12 protein-coding genes are annotated in these 19,374 nt (G+C 40.9%); all 12 read right to left on the bottom strand.

All coding sequences use genetic code 11. The features are described from left to right. Positions 1–814 precede the first annotated feature (814 nt). Positions 815–7,018: a hypothetical protein gene (locus HZB59_09890; protein ID MBI5021738.1), complete on the bottom strand. Its 6,204-nt coding sequence runs from the start codon at positions 7,016–7,018 to the stop codon at positions 815–817. Between the two features lie 54 nt (positions 7,019–7,072). Next, positions 7,073–7,564 carry a DUF3368 domain-containing protein gene (locus tag HZB59_09885; GenBank protein ID MBI5021737.1) on the bottom strand — a complete coding sequence of 164 codons (492 nt, stop codon included), beginning with the start codon at positions 7,562–7,564 and terminating at the stop codon, positions 7,073–7,075. Then, positions 7,539–8,609: a helix-turn-helix domain-containing protein gene (locus HZB59_09880; protein ID MBI5021736.1), complete on the bottom strand. Its 1,071-nt coding sequence runs from the start codon at positions 8,607–8,609 to the stop codon at positions 7,539–7,541. The genes HZB59_09885 and HZB59_09880 overlap by 26 nt, the downstream gene beginning before the upstream one ends. Positions 8,610–8,784: 175 nt before the next feature. Then, positions 8,785–9,189 carry an HNH endonuclease gene (locus tag HZB59_09875; GenBank protein ID MBI5021735.1) on the bottom strand — a complete coding sequence of 135 codons (405 nt, stop codon included), beginning with the start codon at positions 9,187–9,189 and terminating at the stop codon, positions 8,785–8,787. Between the two features lie 34 nt (positions 9,190–9,223). After that, the gene (locus HZB59_09870; protein MBI5021734.1) at positions 9,224–10,810 is read right to left on the bottom strand and encodes a restriction endonuclease subunit S; all 1,587 of its coding nucleotides are present in this window, start codon (positions 10,808–10,810) and stop codon (positions 9,224–9,226) included. Next, positions 10,791–12,218: an SAM-dependent DNA methyltransferase gene (locus HZB59_09865; GenBank protein ID MBI5021733.1), complete on the bottom strand. Its 1,428-nt coding sequence runs from the start codon at positions 12,216–12,218 to the stop codon at positions 10,791–10,793. The genes HZB59_09870 and HZB59_09865 overlap by 20 nt, the downstream gene beginning before the upstream one ends. After that, positions 12,218–12,751, bottom strand: a complete 534-nt coding sequence (locus HZB59_09860) for a hypothetical protein (GenBank protein MBI5021732.1) — start codon at positions 12,749–12,751, stop codon at positions 12,218–12,220. Before HZB59_09860 ends, HZB59_09865 begins: the two co-directional genes overlap by 1 nt. After that, the gene (locus HZB59_09855; GenBank protein MBI5021731.1) at positions 12,748–14,025 is read right to left on the bottom strand and encodes a hypothetical protein; all 1,278 of its coding nucleotides are present in this window, start codon (positions 14,023–14,025) and stop codon (positions 12,748–12,750) included. The genes HZB59_09860 and HZB59_09855 overlap by 4 nt, the downstream gene beginning before the upstream one ends. 36 nt (positions 14,026–14,061) lie before the next feature. Then, complete coding sequence (locus tag HZB59_09850) at positions 14,062–16,701, bottom strand: DEAD/DEAH box helicase family protein (protein ID MBI5021730.1); 2,640 nt, start codon at positions 16,699–16,701, stop codon at positions 14,062–14,064. A gap of 20 nt (positions 16,702–16,721) precedes the next feature. Next, the gene (locus tag HZB59_09845) at positions 16,722–17,681 is read right to left on the bottom strand and encodes a nucleotidyl transferase AbiEii/AbiGii toxin family protein (GenBank protein MBI5021729.1); all 960 of its coding nucleotides are present in this window, start codon (positions 17,679–17,681) and stop codon (positions 16,722–16,724) included. Further along, a complete protein-coding gene (locus tag HZB59_09840) occupies positions 17,681–18,547 on the bottom strand; it encodes a hypothetical protein (GenBank protein MBI5021728.1) in 867 nt (288 codons plus the stop codon). The genes HZB59_09845 and HZB59_09840 overlap by 1 nt, the downstream gene beginning before the upstream one ends. A 348-nt stretch (positions 18,548–18,895) precedes the next feature. After that, positions 18,896–19,099: a hypothetical protein gene (locus tag HZB59_09835; GenBank protein ID MBI5021727.1), complete on the bottom strand. Its 204-nt coding sequence runs from the start codon at positions 19,097–19,099 to the stop codon at positions 18,896–18,898. Between the last annotated feature and the right edge of the window lie 275 nt (positions 19,100–19,374).

Genomic DNA, 19,374 nt, shown 5'->3' with positions numbered 1-19,374 from the left:
GGATGCGGTTTTGTCCCACTTCCGGGATCCCACGTGAGTGACCGGCCCTCCCACGGCGCTCACCACCCGGTTGTGGGACTTTGTGTTTATGCTGGGGAAAGAACAGATCCCGTCTAGATGGCAATCGAGTCGGGATGCCTGATCAAATGATGAAGTTAGCAACAATGCGTTTGTTAAGTTAGAATGTAGGAGCTCAGAAAATAAGAGTTGGAGTTGTTACTTTCTCTTTGAAGAGAAAGTAACCAAAGAGAACTTTCCGCAATCATAAACGGTTGCGAGTGAATGCAGGCAAAATAAAGAGCGATTCCATCCCTATCGAGAAACTTTCAGAAATGGAATCGCGAAGCCGATTTTAGTTTTGGCTTATTGAATAACAGTATGATTGCGGAGGCTTGGTTGTGGTAGGATTAAGTCAATAGAAATGGGGATTAGTAAGAGTTAGTGAGCAATTCCTGCGTTTTAAAAACCTAAAAATATTATAATAAATTTTAAAACCGCAGGATTTGCGCTCATGTTAATTAGTCCCGCTTCGATGCGGGACGACTATGATAAAGTGCTCTCTTGTTCTTTTGAGGCGTCAGCCGAAAAAGACAAGTGTGCACAACTATATTGAAAAAATTAATTGGGAATAAAAGCCTGAAGCATGGGTGTGCTCTTAGTTTGCGGTTTAGACTTTACGTTTCATCCTGCCCGGGTAGTACACATCAAATGTTATAATATAAAATGCTGCGCGGCTTGAATATGAAACGTAACCGAAGGAGTGAATTAGTTAGCTCAAATCAACTCTGTTTGATTCCGTAAAACCAAATTCTCATCAGTGCAATCGAATTCGAACAAGCAAGTGATAAAGCTTTTTTGCCTCGACGATAGGTAATTCCTCACAAAACCGATTAACGAGAGTACTGCATGCAGGGATCATTGCTGGCCATGCTTTCACGAGGTCAGTCAGTAAAGCCTGAAACCCTTCTACCGAATCTCTGGGTGGCTCTACTGCAACCGAAATATTGAATGCAGACTTAACAAGAACATATTGTATTTTGTTTGGGTATTCGTCTTGCCTTGATATCTTGGTAGTAGAAAGATTGTCTGCAAGATATTTTGTCAACGCAATCAGTTGACTGCGAAACCTCTGACGCAATCCTTCATCCTTAAGATTGATCAACTGTTGGGTTAACATAAGCACTGCGAACTGTCCAGCTTCGACATTAGAATGGTAGATCTCGAGCAAGTCACTTTTTCGCATCAAGGATTTCAAATGTTCCGCGACCTCCTTCGGGGGAGGCAACTCACCGATCAACGCGTGTAATAATGCCCAAAGTGAGAAATCGGTTTGTCGCTCGATAAGAGACTTGACCACATCAAGAGTCGAGGTTTCAAGTGATGCTTTGCTGAGCATGTCGGCCAAGTCGTTGCCAAGCAATGGCGCCAGTTTCTCACCGCGATCGCCGCTAAGAAATGAATTCACCGAATCATTAAAGAGAGAAGGATCAAGCAAAATCTCATGAGACGGGAATGGTTTACCATTGATAACAGGAAAGGCTACCTCAGTAATTATACCTAGTATATGCTCATTGACTATGTGTAAAGCATTTTGTCCGAACGAATATCCAATACCTGAAAGTAGGAATCCTAGCCTATTGATTCGTCGGGGGTGGATAATATTGAACCAATACTCAGGATCTCGCTTGAAGACATCAGAAGGCAACCGTTGCCGCGAGATTGAAAAGGTTTCTTCTATCCATTTTATCGGTGTTCCCTCGAAAACGAATATCGAAAAAATTTGGTTCGAGTGCGCCCAGCAAGCTGCCAACCGAATATGATAAGGTATTTTCGTAAATTTATTTGAATGAGTAAATTCTTCATTGAAGTATTTCAGAACACTTGAAAACGCTCCAAAGCATTCTTTTCCCTCATCACTTAGCAACCCTCTGACAATTCGACGTAACAGATATAGATAAGATGGTGAATCCGTAAGACAATCCGAGATAATACGAATTAAATGAATTCTCGACACGGGTGATGGTGAAGTTCTCAATATTCTTTTGATTAGAGATCGACGTTTTTCCCGGGAAAGTTGTGTGACAGCATCTAAAAGAGCATCTGGTAATGGAACAGGCAAAGCAAAAAGTCGCTTTATCGCCTCAGAAAGGCCTTCTTCTGCGATCAACAATGTTGCAGCAATCTCTAATGCACGTTTGAACTCTGCCCCTGGTCCTGCGGACAAAGGAATACGTAGATACCCAAGAATACCTTCAGCTGTTGGTGGATCTAGTTGCTGTAAATTGATCTGAGAAGTCTTTCTTATTTTTGATGTGATGGTTTGGTAATGAACGCTCATACTTCTATCACGCCATGATTGGATCTCATCCATCCTTCCTCGAGCATCTCGAATTGAAAGAATCTCAGTAGAGATTTTTGTGTATGTTTCTTCATCAACATCGAACCAAGATCGATGTTGTTTTAGAAAAGTCTGTTGTTCGTTTATAGAATCTCGGAGTATTCCAATTGTCTCCTCTACAACCTGAAGTCTTTCATTTGTAGAAGGGTTTATGATGCAAAAACCATCAGATCTGCCCTCCAACATTGGCATAAAGGTAATATCTCTCTTTTCAGGATGAGTCGTTGATGCTATTACTTCTCTCCCATTAATTGCCTCCAAAACAGCACTGTAAAATGTCTGGGCTTCAAATGAATGTTCTGCTACTGTTACAAGTGGACCATATTTCAATCCAATACTCTCCATGAAGTCATGATCCTTCGAAAGTGCTTCACGAATTGGTTCGGGGAGATCATGAAAATAGGATTGCAGGATGAACAATTCTGCACTGATAGTCTGCGGATCAGCGCTTTTGATAGGCATTGATTGCAGTGTCTTGTTGATTTGATTTGCAACAATTTCTGGAAGGTGCGGATCGGCTTCGAATCGCATCCGAAGAACGCGGTGGTATAACCACCGAAAGTACTTTTGACGCGGAGTTTCTTTTAGCGATGAAGACTTAATTTTGAACTGGATGGCGTGGGTCAAGAGAATTGAAAGACTAAGTGCCGTAATGAAGAGGTCATCGTGCTCAGGTTTATGTAAGCCCGTCTGTTCAAAAATGGCGAGGTGATTCATAAGTAGATTGTTCAGAACCCATTCTGACCTTGCAAGCAGAATTCTCTCTTCTTCATTTTCGTCCCACCAAATCTCAACAAGCGCTTCATTTAAGGCACGACCTAGACTTATGATAAAAGCAATCTCACCGTCTCTGTTCGGTGCATTTTCCTGCATTGGCTGACGCTGGAGAAGGTGACCTTTTGATAAACAGTAGGAGATGTAACGTCGAAGTATTATGAGATCATCGGTCTCGACAAGGGTTCCCTCATGAACATGTGCGTGTCGTATATGATATAGAATTTCTTCGGTTAGTACTGGAACAAATAGGACATTTCCAGCACGTAGCCGACTTATCTTCTCATAGTAAACATCCTCATTGATAGACCCGGCTGCGACAAGTCCTTTTAATATTTCGTTTACTCCGACTATTGGTGCCCCATCACGATGGGCATAACTGTTCATGAAACGATCATCTGACCATATCACGTCCCCTGGTGCAACCTTGTATTGAAATAAGGATCTGAGACACTTACTCTCAAGATCATTACCGATATCTTCACTTTTCTTATCTGATTGAACAGCAGGAAGAATTGAATAGACATTCTTATCTACACCACTTCGAAGTCGGTCAATCAAAACACCCAACCAGTGGAATACCTCTGTTGTTTGTTGATTAGAATCTAGCTCTGCTTTAATATGGTCTAGTTCATTCTTTTCAATGTAGACAGTGAATCGTTCACATAGAGCATCAAGCATTCCAGAGCTAGAAAATCCTTCAATTGTATTGAAATGGAAAAGTAGATTCTTTCCCTGCGTGGGCACTTGACCGTTACACTCATTATCTTTCGAATAGCCATTTGCTTCGAGTGCATGCTTATAATTGTCGCTTGTCAAAGGACCAAATTTGTATAGTGATTCTATAACGGCACGTTTATCAAGGATCAATTGACTCATTTCACGGGAAAGAGCACTGGGAGGACCACTCCGATCATTTTTTATAAGTGGAAGAAAATCGACGAGATAACCATTCTTTATCCGTGCGTTCTCAAGCAGGGAGACCCAGTCCATACCCATCTCTTCTATAAGAGAATGATTCTCATATTCTTCTTTAAGTCGATCCTCAATTACAAAAATCTTTTGCATCTCAATCATATTAAGGATAGCTCGAAATTCCTCCAATCGACTAGGTTGATGGTATTTCATCCGCTCTTGCATATAAAGAAGTGCAGGTATCGTTTCCATTGGAATCATAATTGGAGTAAATGATTTTTCAATGAAATCAAATATACCCAAGTGCTCTGCGAGTAGAATACTTGTAATGTCTAAGTGGAGGTTCCATGAAGGAGCTTCCTGGGGGAAACAATTCATTAGTAGTTTGCCTCCATGACGCGCTAAGAGATATGATTGATATTGAGGATCGCGTGCTTGTTCACGCTTAGTCAAAGACCAATGATAAAGCTCCACAAGTGTCTTATTGGCTAGCTCAACAATAAGGTGTATTGGTGCAATCCCATTATTGTAAGCGTCTTCTATTTTTTCAGTATGCTCTCGCTGATTCTTTATAAGGGAAATTAAATCATCGAGAGAAAACATTTTAACACCATGACGACTAGAATGACTGAGGTCAGCCATTCGCTTATGAAGTGAACCAATTTCCTTTTCGAGCCCAAGCTGAAATGCAAGCCCAAAAGCCAGAGAAACAGTAGAATCAGGGATTCCATTATTCATAGCTTTTCGCCATAGTGCACATGCTAAATTATGGTCCCCCAAATTAACTAACCGTACCAAATTCAATAATTGTTCAGAAGTGACATCTGTACGATCAATAAGCAGTCTCGCATTAGTCGCGAGACCTTTCAAGTCACCAGTTTCGAAATACAATTGAGCACAATTGAGAATATTTGTTGTAGATGAATCATCGTGAGCAAGTTTTTCAGCTTCGGCTAAGGCATCTGGCAACAAACCGAGAGCTCGTGTCGCTTGGATTCTGACTCGACGGAGATCACTTGGGAGTTGACGGTCGGGGAAAATATGGATGTGATCATCAATGATCTTCAGACAAGTTCCTGGGTCACCATTATTTAGTGTCGATATAGCTGTTAACCTCACCGCTTGAATACTTTGAACTTCCTTAATTAGTATGTCAGCGCGCTCGGATACATATTTCCAATTGCCCCCCTGAGCCATTACTTCACACGCTTCAAGCAAATATATTGGATCGTTAGTTTTCCTGTGAATTGATTCGAGATATTCGATTAATGGTTCCGGCTTTCCATCCTTTATGAATTGGGCATGCAGAATCATCTCTTCCAGCGATTGTGTATTGATCTCTGTCGAGCACTCCTTTATGGCACGTGCGGCACCTTTGATATCTTCTCCAACTACATAAGATTGAACGTTCCAGAAGTGCCAAAGCTCTTTACCTTTCTGTTGGAGAAAGATATTCTTTTGCTGTTGAAGCAATTTAATAGCCTTGGTCGAACGTTTTTTTATCAAATAGCAACTAACGAGAATAACAACATGAATGGCTGTAGCATTCTTTCTTCTAATAAGATTCTCAAGAGTATGTATCGACGGTCGAAGGTCTATATCCAAGTTACGAGAAGTTACCCAAGCAACTATTCGATAGTGAGCAGGATCATCTTTTAAGAAATTCTGGCAGCACGCTATCGCTTCGTCTTGCCGCATAGCATCATTTAATAGACAAGCAATAAACCATGATTCGAATGTTTGGCGTATTTCGAGATTGTTCCTATGAGATTCAATGAGCTCTTTGAAGGTCTCTGTTGCCTCGCGGAGATATCTAACGCTATCGTTATCACGTTTAAGAGCTCGCCAATCGACAGGCTCAGGCCAAGGCATGAGTCGTGCAGGAAGTGCGGCAGGAACAATAACACAGAAATAGTTTATCAGAGCTGCAGTAATTCTGATACTTTCCCACTTGGGTTGAAGCTCCAATGCTTTTCGAATCGCGAGTCGAGATAGATCAATCTCACGTTTTACAAGATGTAGAAGCGCACGAATTCTGAACACCTCTGCGTTGGGTTTTTGCTTTGTAAGTGCATCCAATCCACCATCGCAGACGAATATTTCTTCGCACTTTTGTATTTCTCCAGTTTCAAGATATAAAGCTGCTTTTAGATTAAGTCCATCGATGTCCGTCTGTTCGTCAAGAAGTTTGATTGCATCAATTGGACCGGACATTTTGTATGTAAGCATCGCTCGTAGACGGACTTGATTTACAGAAGGTGCGATTTGTCCTGCTTGGTTGATTAATATTTGGACATGATTGATGTCACTCATACTATCAAGACCGATAGCTGCTTCAAAATTCAGAATTTTGCCTTTAGTTTCGCCTGGCAGAGCTAACCATATTGTATCGTTTGTTTTAACTGAAGATATCCATAGTTGAGCGTCTTCTCTTTTTCCTTCACGCCAAGATTGACGTTGATCTTCCAATTCTTTTTCAGTAATCGTATTAATTTGGGATACTAATTCTTGGTTATCAGCATTAATTGAGTACAATAGCGACAATGACGACCCCTCACTCGCAATTGAAAACCCGCTTTGGAAAGCCTTCGATGCTAAAGTCTCTGCGCTTCTTTTCCATGTTTGCAAGAGATCCACTGGGTATGCAACCTCATCAGTGTCAATTATTTTTGCGCAATCTGTGCAGAGCCAGATACCATTCCTCGAACTCATTCTCTCTTTTTTAGAGAGCGACCGATCATATCTTTTTCCACCTGGTGCTGCTGCAGTAATGTGAGCCGCTACTCCAACACTAACAAATTTTGATTGATCGGAATGTGGTCCTAAAGTTTGTCTCAAACACTTCGGATTTGAGCAAAGATAATTAACTCGCTTAGCAAGTAATTCCTTCACTGATTGTGAAAAATCGTCACGCACGATGTTTGATCTCAAAATCTATTAATAATAATTTAACTTGATTAATTTCAAGCGAGAATTTTAACAGCATTATTTTTTCCATTTCTTCAATCGCGTTTCGATTTCTTTTTTGGGTAACCAGCTTCCGCTTTCGATTATATTATTAAGTGAATGGGAAGCAAAATCCGCAGTGATTAGCTTGCCAAATACAAGTTTGTCTAACAACCATAATATTCCATGAACTTCTACTGATTCTGTGTCTGCAGCTTTACGAAGTGATTGATCTCCTGTCAGCAAAATACACGAGAGATATTTTGCTGATGCAAGCGCAAATAAATCGGCTCTCGAAGGCTGACTGTATTTTTGATTTAATATTTCGATGTAACCGATTTGTTCGGGTGCAAGATTAATTACCTTATAACCTATCTTCAGCAAGTCTTCTCCCTGTGGATCCATTAACTCACCAGCGATGACATCTGGTAAAAGAAATGTATAGTGTAGCTGCAATGCAATTTCGAGCAGCTTCCCATTGGAAAGATCGACACATATACTTGTGTCAAGAACTAGTGTCGGATCTTTCAAAGCCACCCTTAAGATTTTTTCGGAATTCGTTAAGTGATATGCCAAGCAACTCAGCTGCACGGGCTGGGGATAACAATCCTTCTTCAACAGCCTGAATGACTAAACGTTCATAACGTTTTGGTTGCTCGGAAGGAAGCTGATCTCCAAGTTCCTTGGTATGGATACCTAATTTTTTAAATAATCGAAAAATTGACGTCGCATAATTTTCAGTGATGACACCTACATCCTTTGCTCTGTATATCCATGCCTGAATGCTCATACCATACTTTTTTCTAATCGACCTTAGTTCAAAAACACTGAGTTTATTTCTCGATTCCCCAAGTTCAAGCCGGACGGCTTCTTCGGGGACAAGAAAGGAACCTGCAAAACGGTCTGAAGCTTTCTCCGGATTAACAGACGATGATAATTTCATAAGCAGATGGCCAAGTTCGTGAGCGATACTGAAACGTAATCTATCGGAAGTTTGATTTTTCTTCACAACAATTACGGGGATTTCGTCATTTGCCCAGCAAGATAGACCGTCAAAATCATCCTCGCCTTCCAGCATGACAACCTTCACTCCTCTATCTTCAAGAACTTCAGTTAGATGTTCGATAGGATCAATCCCAAGTTTCCAATGTTTTCTCAGTTCTTTAGTTAAATGTTCTACATCCACCAACTTAGATATAAATCGATCTTGTTCTTTGGGTAAAGATACTTTTAAAACCCGATGATCGGAGAAGAGTGATTCAACTTCTAGGTATTTTTCGACCCAATCTTTTGCATGGGATTGAACGGATTGAAGATGTTTAACCGAAGCCGTTGCACGTTTTCGATATGCAGGTAAACTAAGTGATACATTTTGAGTTAAAGGACGAAAGAAAAATTCCATCTTTACTCCTAACGCTTTTGTTAATTTAAGCAACACATCGGAGCCGGGCATAGATTTACCAAGTTCATACTTATGTATAACTTGTGCACTTATATAATTATCCGTCTTTTCTGCCAATTCTCGTAAGGAAAAGCCCGCTGCTAACCGAGCTTGTTTAATTCGAATACCAATCATAAATTCTCCATTTCTCTGGTTGACAATATACGAAAAATATTACATTTTGTCAACTGAACAAAGACGTGCCGAAAAAGACAAGTGTGCGCAACTATATTCAAAAAAGGGAGAGAAAAATAATGAATATCTTTCCCGAAATACTTCGGAACAGGGGTGTGAGTAGGTACAAATCTATTTATGGATTCGGAGGGTTATCAGACTGATTGCTCTTGTCGAGCCAGTTGGAGAGCATCTTAGCTCCTATTATGAGAAGCGCTCCGATAGCAGCTATACCAAGGATCTCGGTTACCGTTTTTTCTATTCTTTTCTTTTTGCGATCTCGTTTCAATGGTTCAGCATATCGTTTGAATTGTTTACTCGAAGTATTACTCTTATCCAGGTTACATGTCCAGCACGATGGTACAAGATTATTAAGATGATCAGTTCCTCCGCGAGAACGAGGAAAACTGTGATCAATTTCCCAGCCACCTCGCGCGTCTCGGCGACCGTAATTTGCCCATGATAGCTGCTTACCACAGTAGTGGCATTTTCCATTTGCTTTTTCGAACACTAATTCTATGGTTTCATCATCAAATGGCATTATGTGAACCTTTTCGCTTCTTTATGTGATTATTTTACTGCTGTTTCTTCTTTTCTTCTTGTATCCTTTCAAGCAGCACACTTGCCGATTCATCATTCGGATCCTGCTCGACTAACTCACCACGAAATGCTTTTGTAAGGAGTGACTGTTTAATTCTCTCAGCGTTGGCTTGGGCTTTTTTGACTGATGCTTCGATAGTATCGGCAAGGGTGAAGAGTTCTTCAACTTTGGCAACGATGCGCTTCTGTTCAGCTAATGGTGGTATCGATATTGGCGAACTCTTTATCTTATGGAGAACAATACGTGTAATTGCAGACCCTGTAACTTGCCCTGTTATAATTTTAAATCCTAACGGGCTCACCAAGTAATTTCGTAAATATTTAGGAGTTAGTATTTGGTGATTTGTCTTCAGCAATGCAACACTTGAAAGCAAGCTGAATTCTTCATCTAAGTTGTTGATAGTCGCTCGACCAGTTATAGCACCATCTTTTATGAGCAGGACATCACCGTTCTCCGGATTACATCTTTTGAATATATCTGCATGAATTTTGGTATCTATATAAGTAACATCCGTAAGATCAATCCCTTCATCCTTTATGTTCTTCGATGTGATATAAAGATATCGATCTTTCCCCGGCTCTTTGTATTGAACTTTTGGTGAATAATGTGTTCCGTCTTGGATTGATGGACAAACATCATCAAGAAATGCCCACACCCACCCATTCGGTAACTCTGGCAACTCTGATGTATCCGGTTCCACTGGCTCTTCGTACTTGTATTTCTTCGGATCTTTGCCTTTGATAATCTCGCCTACGCTCTTTGAGCTTCGGCGAGCATGTAGATCTTCTTCCCATTTCTTTCTTCGCTCGATGCGGATGCGCTTGAGCAGCTCAGATGCTGGTTCATCAGAAGAATCCTGCTCGACTAACTTACCTGAGCAGGCAGCAGCAAGAACTGCCTGACGGAATTGTTTGATAATCTTCGGAACGTTCTCGATGGATGCCTTGGCTCGTTCGACTCGCTCTAACAGCTTCTCAAGCTTCTCAATAATGCGATCTTGCTCCGGGAGAGGTGGAAGAGGAAGGAAGAAATTTAATATGAAAGTCGAATTTATACCTCCTTGAGCTGAACCTTTAAAGTTACTGTCGATTTGTTCTTGGCCTGCTTTAGAGAAAAGGTACCTAAACAGATATCGTTGGTCGATCACTTGAGGACATCCACGAATGATGAACACGTGTTCATTGACAGCTGCACTTTTGTAAGGGAAATCACTGTTAATGAAAGATGCTTTACCTGTGGTTGCTCCATCTTTTACGATAAGCACATCCTGAAGTTTAATTTTGCCTCTATTAAGTTTCTGGTAGAAATCCTCCGGAACGTAGCGAATATTATCAAATTTGAAACCGCCATCATCATTTAAGTGTTCACCTCCAATACTAGGTACACCGCTAGTGTATGCTCGAACCCCACCTTTTGGACGATTCCCATTCTCGATTGAAAGCAAGACCTCTTCGAGAACAACATTGGCCCATCCTGGTGGTAAACCGTTAGGTGGTGTAAAATCAGATTCTTTACGCGCCTTCGATGGATTCAGAATGGTATTAGACTTTCTTTTTGCCATTGCCGTTCTGGAGTATTAACATAACATCGTTCAGTTCATCCACAGCGGATTGAAGCTCGTCAATGGCTGTTGTAATCAGGTCTTCAGGCTCAGGGAGGTTCTCGTTATCTTCGCGACTCTCATCTCTAAGCCAGAAGATATCGAGGTTGTCATCTCGTTTTTCAATTTCTTTACGAGTAAAGCGTTTGAATCGGTCCGTCTCTTTACGTTTGGATTTGGGATGTCCGTTTGGATCGTTACCGTAGCACTTCTCGAAATCCTCGAAGTACACAGCCGTGAGCGGCTTACGTTTGGCGATTTTTTCAGTATTCGTTCGTGAATCGTACATCCACACTTCTTCGGTTAGTAATCCTTTTCGGAAGAAGGCAACATTGGCTTTCACTCCCGGTGAGTATGGCGTGAACGTACCGATGGGAAGACGGAGAATCGTATGAAGATCGCAATCTTTCATCCAGATTTGCCTGACTTCTTTGCCGGCGTGATCTTCAAACAAGACGTTATCAGGTAAAACCATTGCTGCACGTCCACCGGTTTTCAAGATTTGCATCACATGTTGTATGAAGTTGAGCTGCTTATTGGATGTTTTCACAGTGAAGTCGTCCCTGTTGGGTGATTCACCTCCACCCTTTGTGCCGAATGGAGGATTGGTGAGAACACAATTGTACCTCTTGCTTGTATGCGGACCTTCTGCCAGCGAATCGCCATAATAAATTTGCGCTTCGACTTCATGAATGTAAAGGTTCATCAGGGCAAGGCGGCGAGTTTCGAGAACGATATCCATACCGGAGAATGTTCGCTTGAGAAGGCGCATACGATCTTCACGTGTGAATGATGCACCTTGATTGGTTTGTTTCATCATCCACTCGAATGCACCGATGAGAAATCCGGCTGTACCTGCAGCGGGATCATGGATATTGAACTCAGGATTCTCACGGATATCCGGTTTCATGCAGCGAACGATTGAGCGAATCGCTTCACGAGGTGTGAAGTATTGTCCAGCACCCTTTTGCTCGGCGGCGTACTTTTGTAGAAGTCCCTCGTATGCATCCGCCTTGAGATCGACATCAAGCTCCGACCACTCTGTTTCATCTATAAGTGAGATAAGTCGCTTGAGGTTGACCGGTTCACGGAACTTGGATAGCGCACCGGCGAAGATGTCGCCGAGAATACCCTTCTCTTTACCGAGTTTTCTCAGCATCTCGATGTAATGATCGGTGAGTGTTGTACCTGACAAGCTCTTGAGGTGCTGCCATGAATAATTTTTTGGAACGCCGACACCTTTTTCGTCAGCGAGTTTTAGAAAAAGGAGATACGTAAGCTGTTCGATGTAATCGCCATAACCGATTCCATCATGACGGAGCGTATTACAGAATCCCCAGAGTTTTTGGACGACGTCAGGCATAATTATTATATCTCAAGTTTAGTTTTGTAAATCCTTATCGAGAGCAACTGTAAATAATATTTAATAGTTTCTATAGCTAAACGTACGTTTGAAATCGATAAATGCGGTGGATTAATTTTCTTAGGATGAACAATGGAATCACGTAATTCTTTGACAAATTTAAAGTTTTGCCAATGTTTATTTGACTTATCGAGCCTACGGTTTCCAAAATTCCTAAGCAAATAATCGACCTTATTCTCTATGGTTTCATATTTATCAGAGTTTGTCAACACGAATAAACCGTTCTTCATCTCAATCCTTTTTTCGACTAAGAAACCTTTTTCATGCACGGTAATATCAGTAATCGTTTTTGCTAAATCAGAACAAGTCTTATTAATCCAACCTTCAAATCCAGACCAAACACTCAGGAGGGATGCTCTTAGGAATCGTTGCTGGACCGAAGAATTATTCTCTAACTTTTCAGCTTCTTTGAGAAAATAATTACTATCTTCAATAAGGTCGAAAACTAATTTTACGATACTCATCTTTTTAGCTTTCATTTTATTTTAGCCGCTTTTTTCTTTCGCTCTTCAATCAGTATGTACGACAAATAGTTTGTGACTGCAGCATCGATAAGAGGAGTTGTTATTTTAGGTTCTTGCTTATCAGAATAGAGTAAAAATAATTCAATCAACTTTCCTCTCTCCTTCTTTTCAGTTCGAGTACCTAATCCTCGATAGGTTTTGGGATCCGATTGATGTTTATATTCAGACATTTCCTTCACAGCAAGTGGATTCTTTCCCTTTGATTTCAAGGGAAGTTGATATAATTTTTCCAATTTCTTCTTATCTCTTTGAAGTAAACCCGAACAAAAAAACCAGGCAGATAAAACACTAGGAGTAAGTGCCTTTGTCTTGAATTCGTTAATTTTAGATAGCTCCGTGTCACTCTTCACACGTTCCATTTGAGTCTTATGTAATAAAGCAAATTGCTTGCCAGCGGCCAGTAAATCAGGATCGTTAAAATATTGCTGTCTTTGATCTTGGGAAAGAGAAATATATTTTTCATTTGCATCATTACCTACTAGATTCTCAAAGGGTTTGTTCATTGAAACACCTTTGATTTCTTTCCCAATGATATAGTTGACAACAAAGGTTCTAGCCATCCTTGCAGTAATTATACCTTCTGAATTTTTTCTTTCAGCGAAATCATCTTTAGTACCTAACAAACCAATTTTTCGACACCAATTTCGTAATTCCGGTCCAATTAGTGTTTCTTGCATCCTATCAAAAAGATCGATCGGTACGCTTATGTTGGTATTAGATACCTGAGCAATGTCACTTCGCTGGTGAACCGTCAATCCAAAATAAACTCGAAAACCATGATAACGTTCGATTCCACTTTTTACTGCTTCCTCGATAGATTTAGATCTATGTTGTCCTCCAAAAATCTTCAATGGTTTATCAGCTTTGGTTCCTGTAGGAAGGAACTCAACAATTATGTCATTGAACTGACGACCTTTTTTAGCATCATCCTGCATCCTCAAGAATGCTTTGTGGATTGATTGTAGATTTCTATTGGCTTTAATTTCTTCTTGTTCTTCTGGATCAAGAGAAGCGGCGTAATCTAGAAAATCTCCAACCACACTTGAAAGAATGTGCGTGTCAATATAATAGGCATCGTTCTTTCCATCCTGGAACAATTGGATTTGTTGTGCGTTCTTAACCTCGAGAATTTCTATCTGTGTTCTAAAATCTTTAATTAAAGTTATAATTCTTTCACTTGGTTCTTTTCCAGGTGGAACTAGAACATAATCTGATTGTAATTCTGTCATTTTAACAGTCCTTATTTTGTTAATGTATGCAGATTCTTATGCTACCATCGCTTCATTAATTTCTTTCAATAACTCTTTGAGTTTCCCTTCAAATACCTTATCAGCAACTTTCCATGAACCACGTCGAGAGAAGGGAATCACTTTGAAATCCCTTTCATCAATCAAGAGATTTTGAGCAAGATGGTCACGAATCAGTTTTAGCCAGCCCTCCTGCTCAGGCGTGAATTGGTGTCGGTGTTTAATCTTTGTAATTGCTTGGTCAACACGCTCTTGAGCAGACAACAGAGGTTCATTTTTCGCGGCGTGTTTGATGATCGAGATGATATCAGCCAATTCGTGTTGATACGCTTTACGAAGATTTTTCTCGGTGAACTGTTCCGGCTGAGTTTCAAGTGTCTTTCGTATCTGGTATAGCAGCTCCGTTTTGAAATCCTTTGGACGGTTAAGCAAGATACCGAGCGCCTCATACGTGGCAACATTCTCTTTCACAAACTTGGTAAAAGCTTGAATATAATCCACAGGTTTGTACTTGCCTCTTATTAATACTTCAGATGTGACAGTATCCTCAGTAACATCATCAATGATGAAGACAGGTTTTGCACGAGGATAGTTCTCCAACAGTTCGATAAACTCACTATTTTTCAGAAAGTTCATTGTATTTGTCCACTCATGCTTTAACTTGCGCGGCAAATCTTTGGCGAAAGCACCGATATCACCATTCGGAATAAACTTGGCAAGTTCCCGGCGACCCTCGGAGGTGACGTTTTTATGAATCCGCTGGAATCGCCTGATAAGAACTTTGACATTATAATCTGAGTCTTTGTTGTTATAAATATCATCGATGATCTCACGGAGAGTGCGGGTTGGTTTCTCTGGTGGATCAATTGTAAAGGCACTTGCTTTCGCAAAGTATTCCAATACACCAAGCGTATCGAACACAGTGAAATTAGATTTGTTGATCTCGTCGCATTTACGTGTTCCTCTCCCCATCATTTGCTCGAAGAGTATACGAGATTTCACCGGACGAATAAAGACAATGTTTTCAATCTTCGGAACATCAACACCAGTAGAAAGCATATCGACCGTGACAACGATCCCCGGCTCTGGGCGGTTCCGAAACTTTCTGAGCAACTGCAGAGGTCTATCAACAGTAGGAGAGCCAGTGATCTTCTGGACAAAATCATCGCCACGATTAAATTCATCACGGAGCATTGAAACAAGCTGGTCGGCGTGTGAAGTATGCGGTAAATCGTTTTGAGCAAAGATTAATGTTTTCGGAAATCTTCCAAGTTTCTGTTCCTGCTCATGAGCGTATTTTGCAAACTCGTTCACAATCTTACGATTAGAATCGGTTGATGTAATTTTCTTTTCAATATCAGTAGGATCAAATTCTCGCTCATCCTCAAGGATATCAAGCGACATTTGACCAGTTTGAGGATCCTTTAGTTTTACTTCTTCCCCTTCCTGTAGAAAGATTCCTTTTATACGGACATCGGAATGGATGCGTACAGAATCATAGTCTACAAGAAATCCCTCCCGCACAGCTTGCTCATAATCGTAGCGATAAACAACATCTGTGAAATACGCTTTTGTGTGAGCAGCCGGTGTAGCAGTAAGCCCGATTTTAACAGCATCGAAATGATCGAGCACCTCGCGCCATCTACTTTCTTCCGCCGATGTATATCCCCGATGACATTCATCGGCAATGATACAATCGAATGCATGGATCGGGATATGGAGTTTTTCAGCTTCTTCATCCACATCAATATCGCCGGAACCGAAAACAGAACTTTTACCAAACAGATTGATTTGCATGCGCTGTACTGTACAAACATAAATGAACGCATGGCCGGGATCGGGGTCAGTGAGATAATGATTCGGCAAAACTTTTGGATCGAATTTAACGTCTTCGTCAAGATCTTCTCTTTGAAACCGCTGGCTGTACACTTCATATGCTCTATCGAACTTGATTCCGGGTTCTGCTTCGAATGCTGCCATTGCACTTACAGCTTGCGCAGCCAAGGCGCGGCGATCAACAAGGAATAAGATGCGCTTAGCGTATCCAGATTTCAATAGTTGATAAAGAAGAGATATTGTCGTGAGTGTCTTCCCTGTACCAGTTGCCATTGCCACGAGCATACGGCGTCTGTTTACAAGAAGTGCTTCTTCAATTTTTTGGATGGCTTTTATTTGATATGGTCTCAAGAAATCATCAGGAATATGATTACCTTGAAGCCACACACGAGCACCCTGATCATCCTTCTGCAATAATTCTTGCAAGGCATCAGGTGTGTGAAAATTTTTAATCTCTCTCGAACGGCTACCAATTCTTCTAATATCTTCGAACCATATTTGACGACCATTAGTGGAATAGAGAAACGGCACACGATAGCCATTGAAATCAAACGAACTCTGTTCAACACCGAGTGCATAGCGTTTTGCTTGGTTTAAAACATTCTGTGGACTGAGTTCCTCTTTCTTTGCTTCCACTATACCCACGATCTCACCATTTTGAACGAGAGCATAATCAGCAGGACCGTTGGCAGTCGGGAATTCTTCGAGAGCATGGTTCGAATATTTACGATAATCCAAACCATCCTTCGAAGCCACAACACTCCATCCGGCTTCTTCGAGAAGTGGGTCAATCAGGGTTTTTCGTGTATGACGTTCAGACATAAAAAGTTAGATGATATTCGTTATTTCCTATCAAGACCCAAATGTTTTCGATGATTCTGTAATTTCCACAAGACAGCAGGATGATTCTTCAATCGTTCGGATTGATTAACATCAGTAAAAAGGAGTTCGGGTTCATATATTCCTTCATCCAAGAAACGGTTCATGAAGAGATGTTCGCTCTTATTATAATCCATAAGAGTGGAAAGAAATACTTTCGAGACTTTCTTTATATTATCAAGATCAACCAACTCGGTGGCTCTGAGAAGCGGGCTAAGTAGCTCATCTATCATTTTCTGATTCACATCATCAATAGTCCGAAAATCTTTCTTTCTCCAATCATCATTACATGTGACACCAAACAGGATCAAATTTTTTCTTAACTTATCCGCATCGTATGTTATCGAACTTTGGGACAATTTATACACATCATACAAATCCCTTGATGCTGAACGATCAAACAATGCCTTGATTTTACCAGCGAATAACTCTTCAAACGATACAATGTTACAATTGAACAGATAATCTTCATCTAAGGGATACGGCTTCATCATCTCCAAACCCCACACTGGAACTCGCATAATGAAATTGAGATCAACTTCGAGTGTAAAATTGCTACCGAAAGCATTGGGCGCTCGCAGACGCCATTTGGCACCAGCATGTTCTGCAGGAGCATTCTCAACTGAGATACCGCGTGATTGAATGAGTTTTTTAACTTCCTTTTCTAATTGGGTACGATCCCTAAGCATCGTTTCCCGATCCGGACTGCCAACATAATTAAGATCAATATCCACCGAGAGACGCGGCAACTGAAACCAGAAAAGATTTATGGCGGTACCACCTTTCAGGGCAAATTGTTTACTGAGAAGCGGATGTCTGTTTATTTCTCGCAATAGATCAAGAAGCGTCATTTGTTTTTGTAAACTATCAGGGCGAAACCCGGACTTATTAGAAAGCTTTGTAAGATACTCCTTAGAAAACATCAGAACTCCTCCCACTTGCGATGCATAACCGCTTCGGGTACGATCAAATTCCACCTTTTCGCAAGAACACCTCCCTTACGAGTTGTAACCCAGTACACAGGTTGTGTAGAAACATTTCGGCGTAACTTCTCAAGGAATGATTCTTCAACATGAAAATCGTTTCGGTGTTGTTCTAGAAAGAATCCCACTCGAGCGTATAGATTTTTTTGCTCACGGAGTTGAAGATAGCCGAGGATGACATCCGGTTGCAGATATGGTATTTTTTCTAACGAGCGGTACATTTCCTCAAAGCCACCACAACACTGCGGCCGCTCAAGAGCTTCCACGAGTGTTCGCTCTTTCCCTGTGACAAGAAACTTCATACCAAGGCGTTCAACTTTTTCTGTACCGAAGTTTACCTGTGATTTCTTTTGCAGTTTCTCGGGAGTTACGACAGCACGGAAATGTCCATTCTGGAACCGAAATGCCGGACGGAACCGATTTGAGAAATAGTAATAAGTGTTGAAGATGCTGTGGCCAAAACCCAAAAGGTCAAGCGCTGTGTGAAAGGCAAGCACTGCGTCGGGTGCAAGCTTTGATGCAACTAAATATGGATCGACCGATGTGTGCTGAGTGTTTTGACCTGGTCGAACGGAAAAGTATAAACCATCCCTTATCCTTCCTATTCGTTCCATCCTCTTATTGTAGAGGATTATATCGGAAGCTTCTCGACTGTTATCCGAAAGCGAATAAAATTCTCGGAGTTCGTCTATAGTGAAAACAGGATGAGATTCAAAAAATACTCGTATGTCTTTTTCGTCTATTGCCATTATCTCGTAAATATCGTAAAAATTGCTGAGATTTACAGGTAATCTACAAGTATTCACTTGCTAATTACTCAATATTATCGTACAAATATACGAGGTATTAGAGAAGAAAGCAAGTAGGATTGTGAAAAACTGGATTCAAATTTCAATATCCCAAATATATTAATGGCACTAATAGCGTTTATGTGCCGTTGATATAACACATCAAAAGGGGAAATGCAAGAGAACAAAGACATTAAATTTTTTAATAAAATCGAAGAAGCCGGAAGAAATATTTCCTGTTGTTTTTTATGCGGTAGGAAGATCGATATCAACGGGCAGATCTTTTTATGGACAATAGCTCGGGACCAAAAGACAATTCTACTAGTATAACTATTCTTTTAGAGGGTAGCTAGGTGTAGAAAAATATCACATTTTGTTGCGCGGGAAGTCCGCAGTGAGGGCGAACGTGAGCTTTTTTTGCTCACGATTCGATCGCACGCATTGCGGACTTCTCGATGTTCCGCACCGTTCGCGGAGCGAAGAAGCGGAACGAGGGCATAGCCCGTGTAACATTCCGCAACCGTCTATGAGCGAGCGACGATTTTCTGTCCCGCGAATTATTCTGTCCATGAGTTTTCTTCTCTCTTCAATCGTGGGACAGTCGCGAGCGAATGGCTGCGTAACTTGAGAAAAAGCAAATCCTCAACGAGCGTAAATTATCAGAACGTAATAGAGATATGGAAAAACCTCTAAACCCCATCAATAGGCAGAGTATGGTTAGCTTAATTATAAATGACACAAAGAAATATTACTGTTTCATATAGGAGTTAATGCACATTTTCCAGAATTGGATAGAGAAATAGCTCTTCCGGTAATGAGATTATCTTTCTATCATCTGCAACGCA

This window comes from Ignavibacteriales bacterium, from assembly GCA_016214905.1.
Taxonomy (GTDB): domain Bacteria; phylum Bacteroidota; class Ignavibacteria; order UBA10030; family SZUA-254; genus PNNN01.
The sequence above is the reverse complement of the archived record's forward strand: the minus strand, read 5'-3'. Positions and strand labels throughout refer to the sequence as shown.

What these genes read in the sequence shown, in the direction of transcription:
- HZB59_09860 (MBI5021732.1), bottom strand. Translation starts at nt 12,751, where the DNA reads ATGAAAGCTAAAAAGATGAGTATCGTAAAATTAGTTTTCGACCTTATT.
- HZB59_09845 (MBI5021729.1), bottom strand. Translation starts at nt 17,681, where the DNA reads ATGTTTTCTAAGGAGTATCTTACAAAGCTTTCTAATAAGTCCGGGTTT.
- HZB59_09875 (MBI5021735.1), bottom strand. Translation starts at nt 9,189, where the DNA reads ATGCCATTTGATGATGAAACCATAGAATTAGTGTTCGAAAAAGCAAAT.
- HZB59_09835 (MBI5021727.1), bottom strand. Translation starts at nt 19,099, where the DNA reads ATGGACAGAATAATTCGCGGGACAGAAAATCGTCGCTCGCTCATAGAC.
- HZB59_09880 (MBI5021736.1), bottom strand. Translation starts at nt 8,609, where the DNA reads ATGATTGGTATTCGAATTAAACAAGCTCGGTTAGCAGCGGGCTTTTCC.
- HZB59_09870 (MBI5021734.1), bottom strand. Translation starts at nt 10,810, where the DNA reads ATGGCAAAAAGAAAGTCTAATACCATTCTGAATCCATCGAAGGCGCGT.
- HZB59_09855 (MBI5021731.1), bottom strand. Translation starts at nt 14,025, where the DNA reads ATGACAGAATTACAATCAGATTATGTTCTAGTTCCACCTGGAAAAGAA.
- HZB59_09850 (MBI5021730.1), bottom strand. Translation starts at nt 16,701, where the DNA reads ATGTCTGAACGTCATACACGAAAAACCCTGATTGACCCACTTCTCGAA.